The sequence below is a fragment of the Pseudomonas sp. PIC25 genome, assembly GCF_002286785.1.
Classification (GTDB): domain Bacteria; phylum Pseudomonadota; class Gammaproteobacteria; order Pseudomonadales; family Pseudomonadaceae; genus Pseudomonas_M.
This window is the reverse complement of record NZ_MUJY01000036.1, coordinates 52,805-63,809: the sequence shown is the minus strand read 5'-3', so window position 1 is coordinate 63,809 and position 11,005 is coordinate 52,805. Positions and strand designations below refer to the sequence as shown.

The 11,005-nt window shown below is 59.8% G+C and carries 13 protein-coding genes; 4 read left to right on the top strand and 9 right to left on the bottom strand.

All coding sequences use genetic code 11. The features are described from left to right. From BZL41_RS02640 to BZL41_RS27715, 4 genes are all read left to right on the top strand, one after another. The coding region (locus tag BZL41_RS02640; RefSeq protein ID WP_143518009.1) for an RHS repeat-associated core domain-containing protein at positions 1 to 632 on the top strand (632 nt) is incomplete at its 5' end. Positions 633 to 643: 11 nt separating this feature from the next. Next, entirely contained in the window at positions 644 to 1,027 is a 384-nt protein-coding gene (locus tag BZL41_RS02635) for an immunity 22 family protein (protein ID WP_095597867.1), read from the top strand. Between the two features lie 35 nt (positions 1,028 to 1,062). Next, positions 1,063 to 1,401 (top strand): hypothetical protein, encoded by a 339-nt coding sequence (locus BZL41_RS02630; protein ID WP_095597866.1) that lies wholly within the window; start codon positions 1,063 to 1,065, stop codon positions 1,399 to 1,401. Positions 1,402 to 2,231: 830 nt separating this feature from the next. Further along, entirely contained in the window at positions 2,232 to 3,089 is an 858-nt protein-coding gene (locus tag BZL41_RS27715) for a hypothetical protein (RefSeq protein WP_143518008.1), read from the top strand. Between the two features lie 420 nt (positions 3,090 to 3,509). On the opposite strand, the gene BZL41_RS02625 is transcribed toward BZL41_RS27715, so the two are convergent. From BZL41_RS02625 to BZL41_RS02590, 9 genes are all read right to left on the bottom strand, one after another. After that, positions 3,510 to 4,070: a toxin-activating lysine-acyltransferase gene (locus tag BZL41_RS02625; RefSeq protein ID WP_095597865.1), complete on the bottom strand. Its 561-nt coding sequence runs from the start codon at positions 4,068 to 4,070 to the stop codon at positions 3,510 to 3,512. Between the two features lie 234 nt (positions 4,071 to 4,304). After that, on the bottom strand, positions 4,305 to 5,015 hold the full coding sequence (locus BZL41_RS02620; RefSeq protein ID WP_095597864.1) for an ABC transporter substrate-binding protein: 711 nt from the start codon (positions 5,013 to 5,015) through the stop codon (positions 4,305 to 4,307). A gap of 79 nt (positions 5,016 to 5,094) precedes the next feature. Then, the gene (locus BZL41_RS02615; protein ID WP_095597863.1) at positions 5,095 to 5,790 is read right to left on the bottom strand and encodes a hypothetical protein; all 696 of its coding nucleotides are present in this window, start codon (positions 5,788 to 5,790) and stop codon (positions 5,095 to 5,097) included. A 183-nt stretch (positions 5,791 to 5,973) separates the two neighbouring features. After that, positions 5,974 to 6,192, bottom strand: a complete 219-nt coding sequence (locus BZL41_RS28945) for a hypothetical protein (RefSeq protein ID WP_256578062.1) — start codon at positions 6,190 to 6,192, stop codon at positions 5,974 to 5,976. Then, on the bottom strand, positions 6,189 to 6,392 hold the full coding sequence (locus BZL41_RS28940; RefSeq protein WP_256578061.1) for a hypothetical protein: 204 nt from the start codon (positions 6,390 to 6,392) through the stop codon (positions 6,189 to 6,191). The genes BZL41_RS28945 and BZL41_RS28940 overlap by 4 nt, the downstream gene beginning before the upstream one ends. A gap of 79 nt (positions 6,393 to 6,471) precedes the next feature. Next, positions 6,472 to 6,864, bottom strand: coding sequence for a hypothetical protein (locus tag BZL41_RS02605; protein WP_095597862.1), 393 nt, complete (start codon positions 6,862 to 6,864; stop codon positions 6,472 to 6,474). Between the two features lie 25 nt (positions 6,865 to 6,889). Beyond that, the gene (locus BZL41_RS02600; RefSeq protein ID WP_095597861.1) at positions 6,890 to 7,099 is read right to left on the bottom strand and encodes a hypothetical protein; all 210 of its coding nucleotides are present in this window, start codon (positions 7,097 to 7,099) and stop codon (positions 6,890 to 6,892) included. Positions 7,100 to 7,835: 736 nt separating this feature from the next. After that, positions 7,836 to 9,848 (bottom strand): DNA topoisomerase III, encoded by a 2,013-nt coding sequence (locus tag BZL41_RS02595; protein WP_095597860.1) that lies wholly within the window; start codon positions 9,846 to 9,848, stop codon positions 7,836 to 7,838. 294 nt (positions 9,849 to 10,142) lie between these two features. Further along, positions 10,143 to 10,817, bottom strand: coding sequence for a polysaccharide lyase family 7 protein (locus tag BZL41_RS02590; protein ID WP_095597859.1), 675 nt, complete (start codon positions 10,815 to 10,817; stop codon positions 10,143 to 10,145). Between the last annotated feature and the right edge of the window lie 188 nt (positions 10,818 to 11,005).

Here is an 11,005-nt window from a genome sequence, read left to right as displayed (position 1 = left end):
CCGGCCTGCACTACAACCGCCACCGCTACTACAATCCCAACACCGGCTGCTTCCTCACCCCCGACCCGATCAAACTCGCGGGTGGGTTGAACAACTACCAGTACGTGAACAATCCCACGGGGTGGGTTGATCCGTTGGGGTTGGAAGCTACGAAATCGGCTTGCCCAGGAACAGGAACCGGGCCAAAGGCAAGACCAATGGAGGAGATAGTTCCCGGAGGAACTATTCCGAGTGTTAAAGATGGAGAGTTCAGTCGTTGGTTTAACAGCTTGACGCCTGATGAGTTTGATCAAGTTTGGTCAAACTCCTCTTATCAGAACGCGATTAAATCTAGGCTTCGACATCCAGGTGGTATGCATGAATGGCATATGGTTTCAAGAGCCAATACCTTCAAAAGGTGGGGGGTAACCGCCGAGCAAATATACGAGCTTAGAAGCGTTATCGCTGATGTTAAGTTTGTCAATCCCGCAGGACGTCATGGCGGAAAAGGATCAACTCAAGCACACAATGAATTGTTAGACATTATCGATAACTCAAACAGCTACGGTGAGTTCAAGTCCGGATTGCAGGACTGGGCCGGGCGACGGCTTGACGGAGGTGTAGATTCGCTGCCTCCGGGCTTGCAGAATTAGAGGAAATAAGAATGCAAAAAGATGGTGTTGTATCCATTTGGACTGCTAATACCCAATGGAGCGATGATGAGCTAAGAGAAGTAACTGCGTCAAAATATTCTGATGATGGCGACTATCTAGGCTCGGTTTTTACAAATGCATTGTCGCTTGACTATGTTGATGATGATTTCTTAGAAGCAGAAATTCTAGCAGAAACAGACTCTATAACTGAGGCCTTAAAAGGATTCTCTTATGAATCGAAAATATTAAATGAAATAGCGAAAAAAAATCTCGCGCTGGAGAAAGCAATCGACACGGCTGTTCTCATTTATAACTATGAGTTTGACGGAAAAAACAACCCTTGCGCTATAAGCAATCAAAGCTTCTTTTTCCTTGGATCTTTCAGATATTTATAAAGAAGATGGCAGGGTAAAGATAATAAAGACGTGCAGTGAAATACGATAGCTTGATTAGGCTGGATGATCTTATAGATTTTATTAAAAATCAAAGGAAGGAATTTGATTATTGCATTTATGGAAAAGGCTCCTCTGATGAGGCCACGCTTCGCACGTTGTGTGTTGTTGGTGAATACCCTGAGATAACAGATGACGATGAGGAGGTCTTTCCGGATTATGTCCAAGATAACTCCTTGGAGTTTTGGTTTAGAGATGAGCTGTTGGAGGATGTAGTAATGAATGCTGTTGCTCAAAAGTCATTGGTAAATAACGAGGAGATTCTTGGTGCAATAAAATACTACAACAATAATGATGACTTCATGGATATTGCGTAAGCGTTAGCCCCCCATCGGTAGCGGCATTACTTAGCAATGGGCCCCAGCAAACGAAGGAGCTTTGGTTGTGAGTAACCTGGTTTCATCTGCATAAACCAATGTCTGATTCAGCGTGGAATATTGAAGTCTTGTGTATAAAGACGTCCCCATTGCATGTAAGAAATTCTTGCATGTCCGAGGGTGAGATGGGTGCTGGGCGTGTCCCAAAACCCATGTGCAGTAGATCAAATTACTAGAATTTAGTTAATTTCTTGGTGGGTTTTCAGAATGCTGCTGCCCACCAAGCGGGACGTACCGCTGTTGCGATGAGCCTCATTCCTGCGATGTCGAACACCGCAGCTACTCGCGCCGAACGCATTGGTAGGCTTGAGCTTGGTGCTTCGGACTCGGACATGAACAGGGAAACAGATAAGCGAGCTGATCGAGCCCATCCTGTGCTCGATCATTCAAAGGCAGTCCGTGTTGCCGCTGACCGTCTACAACTGACCAGCCCTGAGATCGAGTGGAAAGGTTGGGCGACACCGCATCGTTTCTCCTGCGAGCAAGGCCATTCCTTCCAGAAGAGTCCCCTCTCGTTGATCAGGGCGAGAGCCGCTGTGATATGCCCTGAATGCGTAGCACAAGCACATCTGTTGAAGGTGCATGTGCTGGCTAGCAAAGTGAATATTGTCTGCCTTGACCACCGTTGGCGAGGTTACGGCGCGTCTTACGCCTTCCGCTGCTCGCAGGGACATACCTGGCGGCGGCGCCTAGGGAACATGCAGTCGAACCCAGGCTGCCCCGTGTGTGTGCGACAACGTATTCGGGCTCAGCGGCAGCGGAGCGATGGCTTGGAACGGCTCCGTAAAACAGCATGTGCCCATGGCGGAAAATGCCTATCGAGTATTTATGTAGGAATGGCCGGGCGGTATGCCTTTCGTTGTGCTCAGGGCCATGAGTGGAACGCGGCAGCGGGCGATGTGCTCTATAAGGGGCAGTGGTGCCGTCTATGCGCCGATCAGCGCAAACGTGAGCGTTACCGGCTAGCCGATGGTCTTGAGCGATTGCAGACCCTCGCCAAGGCCCAAGGAGGCCAATGCCTGACGAGCACGTACACGGGGATGGCTGCGAAATATCTGTTTCGGTGTATTGAAGGGCATGAATGGCGCAGCATCGGAAAGCGCATCTCGCGTGGCGTCTGGTGCCCGCAATGTGAGTTGGCCAGCAGGCGTGGGCGCGGCCAGTTATCGGATGGTCTGCGGCGGCTGCAGGAAGCGGCAAGCTTGAAAGGGGGGATTTGCCTGTCCTCGGACTATACCGGTACGGCGGGAAAATACCGCTTCCGGTGCAGAGTCGGTCATGAGTGGGAAGCGTTCGGCTCGGCCATCCGCCGTGGTACCTGGTGCCAACAATGCGCACATGAAGAGCGACGCTTGGGGTTGGAGATGGCCCGGCAAGTTGCGGTCGAGCGGGGTGGTGAGTGCCTGTCGCAAGCCTACGTGAACCGAAAGAGCAAATTGCAATGGCGCTGCCATCGCGGCCATTGTTGGCAAACCTCCATGAACTCAATCCAAGCGGGGCACTGGTGCCCCACCTGTGCGTATCAGGCTCAAATCAAAAGCAGAACTTCGAAAGCCAGGAAGCGTTACCGCAACGGCGTGGAGACGGTGGGTAACCTACCGAGTGTACGGCTGGAAGAAGCGCTTTGAGGACCGGTTCTGCATGTCGTTGGCGAGCCGATAAATAAGCGAATGCCTATGCGATGACAAGTATCACACCTGCAGGTGCCAGCTATTTTTCTGCGCCTGGTGGAAGACTCCTCCTGTCCCTATGGGAGTGCCCTAACAAGCCGGACACCATCCTCTGTTAAGTTGATACCTCAACCAAGCGCCTGAATTCCCGAGGCGAATAGACGTTTCCGACGACAAGGAGATGTTATCCGGCCGCGCCTCGCCGGAATTCGTCACCAAGGCAGACTTTCCGGTCGTAGCAGAAAGGCAGCGATATAGACTGTGATAAAGAGCGTGCCGGCGATTGCGATGGCGGTTCGGTGCATGATTGTGAGCATTCCCTGCGTTGCCCTGAGGATATGGGCGCCGTCCTGCGCCCATGAGGTCAGCATGTCGAGGTCAAAGTTTGAGCGCGGGGCGGAATCCATCTTCGGGAAGGTGAAGGCCGATCGGTAGCGGATGGGCATTGAACCAGGCCTTCGCTTCGGCCGGCATGACGTTCACGCCTTGGAACGTCTTCACGCGCAGCCCATGCCCGTCGTCGCGATGATGGAGGGCGCGGATGCAGTGGTCGGCGAAGAGCCTACGCTGCAGCAGCCGCGCAATCAGTTCGGTGTGGCCGTGGGGCGCGATCCAGTCGTGAATCCACATGCGCTCGCCGCTGGTCCAGTCGGTATCGAGCAGGCAACTCGGGGGATTGCGCAGATACCGGTACTCCGCCTCTTCGTCCAGACTCAGCCAGGACAGATAGAACATCGGTCGCCCACGCCGGGTCGCCAGCAGGTACTGCTTGCTCTTCAGCGCCGGAGCCAGCAGGGTGGTGAGGTGGTGCAGAGGAGTTTCGCGGTGGGCCGGGGATTGCATCCAGAGTTGGACGATGGCGCCGAAGATTTCGTTATCGCTCAGAGGACTCTCGTCCAGAAGGCCGGGAGCGGTAATGTCCAGCGTGGCGTAGTGCATACAGTGTCTCTCGCTTCCATGTGAACCAACGATCCAGCTGTCATTGTGGTGTATTGCCTTATTGGGGCGGCGCTACATGGTCCACCGACCGCGTTTGCAGTGGATCATGTTTCTGCACAATTGCTTGCTGTTTGCCTTCATGCATAGTCGGCAAGCGCCGACTTCCCGCACTGGTACAGATGTAGGGTGCCTGAGAAAAAGGCGACCCCCCTGAGCGGGGGGCTATGAAGGCAATCAGGCTTCGCAGATCGGCAGGCCGTCCAGGACGGGTGCATCCGGATCGAAGATCAGGAGGCGGGTATCGGCCAAGGCCGCCATGTGCAGCACCTTGACCAAAGGTTCGGGCACACCCGCGTGCAGGTGCGAGCGATAGAGCTGCTCGGCCGTGCGGCCATCGACGGCGAGGAGGTGTTGGCTCCTCCAGGGCGTGGCGATCAGCTTGACGCCCACGGCTTTGCTGGCTGGTATCCGGAAGGCTTCGAACAGCATGCCGGTGGGAACCCGTCTATCCGCGACATCTTCCAGATACTGCAGTGCTGCTTCCGTCAGATGGCCGGAGCTGATCTCCCAGCAGCGGCTGTAATGGCCGGTTTCGAACTGCAACTGCTGGATCAGTTCGCGGGCGGCTTCCATGGAAGGCGTATCCGCGATATGAACCCGGCGGCCAAGTTCTTCGGCGAACAGGCCGTAGACGATCGTGCGGACAATCCCCGTGCTCGGGCATTGGTCTTCGAGATCGCGAGAAATTTGCTGGCCTTCGGTGATCAAGGCGAACGCGTCGCAGAAGATGCAGGGATGGAGGTTCACCTGGTTGTCGAGTAAATGACTCTGGGAGGCATGCAGTGGCAGGTAGGTGAGGGGACAATCGTCTTCATACGAGATCGCCAGTGCCCGCTCGACTCTCAGGTGCGAGAGGCCGCGGAGAAAGGGGTTGCTGCTGATCATGAGGACTCTCCAGTGGGGATGAGCAGGGCTCAGACCCCGACTGGGGAATGAGCCCCAGAGGGTGGTGATGAAGGTGCGGTCAGGCCGTCGGGGCGATGTTGCCGTCGAGTAGCCGGTTGGCCAGTTGCAGCCGCAGGGCATCGCGCGTGCTGCGATCTCCGATGCCGGCCAGCAGGCCGAACACCTCGACGGCCAAACGGCTGGCCGCCTGATCCAGGTTGCCGGCGAGCAGGGCGGCATGCAGGTACTGACCCAACTCCCGCGCCTGCGTGGAGTGCGTGCACATCGTCACCTCTCGGCTGATGTACAGGCCCTCGCCTCCGAACGGAAAGGGGCGAGGCTTGCCGCTGTGCCAGGCGCCTTCGAACTTGATGGCCTTGAGGCCGTGCCCGTCGTCGAAGCGACTGGCGATGGCGAACAGCGTCTCCACGTCGGCGGAGCCATCGAAGGCGTGCGTGGCGATCAGGCGTCCCAGCGTGAGGTCCTGGGCGACATGGAAATATACCGCCAACTGCCGAAGGCAGGAGGGCAGTGTGGGCTGGTCGCCGGCACGGACCTCATCGAGCACCACGCCCAGGCGGGACGCGAGCGCGCAGAGGCTGTCGTTGATCTCCGTCCATTGCGGATCATGCAGGCTCGACAAGCGCGTGATGGAAACCTCGCCTTGCTCCACGTGCGTGGCATCCAGCGCAAAGCCGCCGAACAGCGCGGCGATGACGGGCGTTACCTGGTCCAGGATCAGAACGCCGGTGGCGTCATAGTAGGTGTGGGACATGGGTACCTCCTGCGAGAAGGCGGACACAGCCACGCCCAGGCGGACGAGCAAGGTCCGCCAGGGTTGATGAAGCGAAAAGGACAGAGGTCGGATGCCTGCTGTCGGTGCCGGATGAGCCAAGGCGTGCTCGGACAGATGGCTTCAGTCGCCAAAGTCCGTGGGATCGCCCAGGGCCTTCAGCAGCTAGATCAGTCCGTCGTCGGCAAGTGCGTAGAGGTGGTTGTACTCGTCACCGGTCGGCGCCTGCTCCGTGCGGTTCAACCTACTGTCCAGATTGAGGATGTTCTGTCGAAGCGCGCGTGCGATCTGCAGGGGCGTGGTGTCCCCGGCGTGTTTGCGCTCATCGAGCAGCGACAGAATTTCGTTGGGCGAGGGATGGTGGCCGCCGGTTTGATAGGTCATGGGAACAACTCGTGGCCGACCAAGCCGGCGTTCGGTGCTCCGCTCGACACGTGCAGGACGTACTTGTCGGAAACGTCGGGACCGGCGAAGTCGAACACGACGAAGCGTGGCGGGGGAACACCCTCCGGCCATCCTTCGAGAACGACCGCTTCGACGTCATCGTCGTGGACGAGCAAGCCGATTGCAGGAATCGGGGGCATGGCGTCACTCCTGAGGCAAGGCGGGACCTGGCCCCACAGGGACGCAGGTCCCTGGTGGGAAGAGAAAGCCGGTAAGGGCTTACCAGCCGTGGTAGTTGAGGATCAGCGTGGCGATGACCTTGCGGCGTTGCAGGTCCAGCCCGCCCAGATCAGCCAAGCCGTGGACGCCCACGCGCTTGAGCAACGCGCCGCCGATTTCGGCGTTGTAGAAACTCGTCATGGCGGCGAGAAAGACCTTCTCACCCGCACTCATCGGCCCGATCGCCTGGTTGATGTCGGCGAGAATCGGGCACAGATCCCATTTGCTGATCGCGGCGTCCAGGCCCTGGGGCGTACCGTCGCCGAACAGTTCAGGACCAACCAGTTCGACGCCGTGCTTCCAGGCTTGAAAGAACGCATGGGGCGCTTGGGCGAAATGCGCTTCGGCCTGACGGATGTCTTCGAAGATGTCGGAGTTCGATGCAGGATTCATGGATGTCTCCAGGGTGGGCGGATGATTACGGCGTCGGTCGCTGGGTCCAGGCGCCTGTGTCCAGGGCATGGCGAGCGGCGGTGAGAGTGGGGAAGTACTCGACGGATTCCCGGGAAGCCGGACCGTCGTGGTCGGACGTGCCGATGTAGTAGCCGGCTGGGCTGTGCAGCACCTGCAGGGGCAGGGTCACACCGAGACAGGCCTGGGCCAGTTGGCCGACGGCTGAGCGGGACATGGCGCCTCCGTGGTTGGGGCGGGTACCCATCCGGCGGGAAGGGCATTCCCGCGACGGTTCGAGAAAAAACGCTGTCGCCGAAAAGCGGCGACTGCCCGCATGCAATGCGGGTGGGATCGGTCGGCATGGATAGCCATGACGCAGCCTTGAAGACCGAAGCTGCCTGGGCATGGTGCTGAGAGTTCCAGCGACGCATGACGGCAGATTCAAGGGGCGGGCGGTGTATTGCGAGCCGGAATGGGGACTGGAACAGGTCCCGATTGATGCAGTCGAGAAGGGTGCCGAAGGCGCTTGGCCTTCGGCGGTGAGGAAGAGGCCACCCGTGGTCCGCTTTCGGTGTCGGCCGTCGTCAAAGCCGTTCGAAAGGCAGTCATCGCACCCGGCCCGTGTCGTGGCTGGGGCCGGAATTCGCTGGCGCACATCCGCGCACAAAAGGAGCCCGTTGTTTCACCGGCGGGCGCCGGTACTGAGTACCGTCGACCCAACGGGTCTCCTGGCCACTCGCGTAGAGGGAGCAAGCGGCCAGGAGACCCGTCGAGAGGACGGAAATTCAAGCGATGAAAGGCGCCACGCGAAGCGTGGATAAGGAGGAGCGCTCTTCTCGCCCCGCGGGCACACGCGCTGCGCGGGACGGCACGTCAGGCAGAAGGAAAGACGCGCAGGGTGCCCACCGGGGGAGGTGGGAGGCAATCCGCACCATGGTGTTGGAGGCTGGCGCGAAAGGTCGTGTTGGGGATCAACGGGCGGGGGACGATTTGCGGCGCTTGCGCTTGGTGCGTGAGGACGCCGCCGACTCAAGCGGCTGTGTCCCCTTGCAGGCCGGATATTGGCTACACGACCAGAACACACCGTCCTTGCCGGTGCGCCGGCGCATGGGCGAGCCACACAGCGGGCAGTTGGGCGTCGGAGCCACGTTGATCGACAGGGTGACGTGCCGGTACTGCTGCACCAGCTGTGCGACCCAGGCCGACTGCTTCTCGATGAAGGTGTCCAGCGTCATCTGGCCGGCTTCGATCATATCCAGTGCCTGTTCCCAGATGGCGGTGGTGCCGGGATCGGCGATGGCTGCCGGCACCGCGTCGATCAGCGTGAAGGCGGCCTCGGAGGCGCGCACCGCACGGCCTTTCTTGAGCAGGTAGCCGCGGCCCAACAGGCCCTTGATGATGCTGGCGCGCGTGGCCTCGGTGCCGATGCCGGTGGTTTCCTTGAGCTTCTGCTTGAGCCGGGGATCGGTGACCAGCTTGGCGACGCCTTTCATGGCCTTCACCAGCTCGCCCTGGGTATAGGGCTTGGGCGGCTGCGTCTTGAGAGCCTTCAGATCGACCTGAGCAACCGGACAGCGGGCGCCGGGAGCGAGAGGGGGCAGCACCTGGCTGCGCCGATCCGGTCCTTCCTGCGAGTCGCCGAAGTCGTTACCGTCGAGCACCTGCCGCCATCCGGCAACTGCCACCTGCTTGCCCATCGCCTGCAACGACTCGCCGCCACAGGACAGCAACACGGTGGTGCGGTCGAACTCGTGGTGAGGTAGAAACTGCGCAAGGTAGCGAGCCCGGATCAGCCGATATACCGCGTGTTCCGTCTCCGACATGGCCGAGAGGTCAGCCGGCTCCAACGTGGGAATGATGCCGTGGTGGGCGCTGACCTTTTCGTCATTCCAGGCACGCGAGCGCTGGGTCCGGTCCAGCGCGCCCATCAGTGGCCCAAGGCTCGGATCGGTCTTGAGCAGCGCATCGAGCACGGTCGGTACCTCGGCCAGCATGCTCTCCGGCAAATAGCCCGAGTCCGAGCGGGGATAGGTGGTCGCCTTGTGCGTCTCGTACAACGCCTGGGCGATGTCCAGCGTTTCCTGCACGTCCAGGCCAAGTTGAGCGGAGCAGACTTCCTGCAAGGTGCCTAGGTCGAACGGCAAGGGCGGGGCTTCGCGCACACGCTCGGTATCGACCGACAGCACCTGGGCGCTGTGCTCGGCTCGAAGGCGCATTGCCGCCTGCTCGGCCACCGGCTGTTGAAGGCAACGGCCTTCGCTGTCGACCGCATCGTCTGGCGCCAACCAGGTCGCGACGAAGGACTTCCCGGCCTGGGACAGTGCCACCTCGATCGTCCAATAGGGCACGGAAAGGAACGACGCAATGGCCCGGTCGCGGTCCACCACCAGACGCAGGGTCGGCGTCTGGACTCGGCCCACGGACAGCACGCCGTCGTAGCCGGCCTGCCGCCCGAGCACGGTGAACAGCCGGCTGAGGTTCATGCCGATCAGCCAGTCGGCGCGGGAGCGCGCCAAGGCCGAGTAGTACAACGGCAGCGTTTCGTGAGCGGGCTTCAGTGCACCGAGCGCCTTGCGGATCGAGGCATCGTTCAACGCCGACAGCCACAGACGCTGGACGGGACCGCGGTAGCCGCACAGGTCGAGGATTTCGCGGGCGATCATCTCGCCTTCGCGGTCGGCGTCCGTGGCGATCACCAGCTCCGTGGCCTTGCCGATCCAGCGCTGGACGGTCTTGAGTTGCGTGGCCGTGGCCGATTTGACTTCGACCCGCCACTGCTTGGGAAGAATAGGAAGCTGCTCGAGGGACCAGGACTTGTACTGCGGTCCGTAGGCTTCCGGCGGGGCCGCTTCGATCAGGTGGCCGATGCACCAGGTGACGACCAGGCCGGGGGCCTGGTAGCAGCCGGAGCCCCGCTGCGAGGCGCCGAGGACCCGCGCGATGTCTTTGCCTTGGGAAGGCTTCTCGCAGAGAAACACGCGCATGTGCCGCCTCCTCGCCATGGCATCCATCGTGGATGGGTCATGAGGGTGGCGTGCGCCGGAGAAGAGGGCAGCAGGGAAACGGGACTGGGATCGCCCGCATTGCGATCAGTGGGGGTTGAACTGGCCGAGTCGTAACCACGCGTGGTCAGGCGATCGGGCTACAGGAGATTCTTTTCAGGTGGCGAGTGGAACGCCCTGGACGGTCTTGGACGACTGGTTCACGTGAATCCAATGGTCGTTTGGATTCACGTGAGCGGCGTGTGGAAACGGTCGGCTTCGCTGCATCCGCATCGGCTACAGCGGTCGATGTTCGACCAGCAGCCTGTCGAAGATCGCCGCGCCGGCTTCGGTCTCATAGCCGGTATTGTCCTGGGTGTACACGCCGGCCTTGAAGTACAGAGGCTTCGGTGCCCAGCTCGAATCCAACTGGGTCGTCCAGGTGGTGTCGTTCGCGGTCACGCTCAACAGGCCCTGCGGGGTCAGGTTGATGACGTAGTCGAAGTGCTGGCTCAGCGGAATGCCCCTGAGCACGGTGATGACCTGGGCGACGTCGTCGGTCGGGGTATGGCGGACCTTGGCGACGATGTTCCCGTAGCCATAGGTGCTCTTGTACTGATACTCCAGCTTCAGCAGCGGCTTGCTGCTCTTGAAGGCATGGATCTGGCCGATGACGATCTTGCCGGTCGAGGGAACCTGGCTGACCGCTATGCCGGCGCTGAGAAAATTGTCCGCGGCGGTGTGGACCCAGTTGTGCAAGGTGCCGTCCGCATAGGTTTCCCGCAGTTCGCTGCGCGGGTATTTGGCGTTCTCGGTGGTGGTGCCGTTGACCGGTGCCCAGAAGAACACGGTGTTGTTCGCGTCGTTCTTGAAGTAGTAGTCCTGATAACCGCCGACCAGAACCGGGGTTTCAATGGTGGTGGAGGGGACACCGACAGGAATGGTCAGGTTCCAGATAGCGAGGTCGATCATGACTGATTCTCCCAAGGAGAAACTGCTTCAGTCGGGGCACATCTCAATCCACGAGTCAGTAAAGAGCTTTACTCGGCAATCCGGCCGGTGACACACGAACAGAAGAGGGTGTGGCAAAAAGGGTTCTTTGTCCGATGGCATCCAGGACGCCGTCTCGCGGTCGCTTTATAAGGCCTACGGAATGTGAG

Bases quoted from the DNA above. Each gene is read 5' to 3' on its own strand.
- BZL41_RS02615 (WP_095597863.1), bottom strand. From the start codon at position 5,790: ATGTCCCACACCTACTATGACGCCACCGGCGTTCTGATCCTGGACCAG.
- BZL41_RS02635 (WP_095597867.1), top strand. From the start codon at position 644: ATGCAAAAAGATGGTGTTGTATCCATTTGGACTGCTAATACCCAATGG.
- BZL41_RS02595 (WP_095597860.1), bottom strand. From the start codon at position 9,848: ATGCGCGTGTTTCTCTGCGAGAAGCCTTCCCAAGGCAAAGACATCGCG.
- BZL41_RS28940 (WP_256578061.1), bottom strand. From the start codon at position 6,392: ATGCCCCCGATTCCTGCAATCGGCTTGCTCGTCCACGACGATGACGTC.
- BZL41_RS28945 (WP_256578062.1), bottom strand. From the start codon at position 6,192: ATGACCTATCAAACCGGCGGCCACCATCCCTCGCCCAACGAAATTCTG.
- BZL41_RS02605 (WP_095597862.1), bottom strand. From the start codon at position 6,864: ATGAATCCTGCATCGAACTCCGACATCTTCGAAGACATCCGTCAGGCC.
- BZL41_RS02625 (WP_095597865.1), bottom strand. From the start codon at position 4,070: ATGCACTACGCCACGCTGGACATTACCGCTCCCGGCCTTCTGGACGAG.
- BZL41_RS02590 (WP_095597859.1), bottom strand. From the start codon at position 10,817: ATGATCGACCTCGCTATCTGGAACCTGACCATTCCTGTCGGTGTCCCC.
- BZL41_RS02620 (WP_095597864.1), bottom strand. From the start codon at position 5,015: ATGATCAGCAGCAACCCCTTTCTCCGCGGCCTCTCGCACCTGAGAGTC.
- BZL41_RS02600 (WP_095597861.1), bottom strand. From the start codon at position 7,099: ATGTCCCGCTCAGCCGTCGGCCAACTGGCCCAGGCCTGTCTCGGTGTG.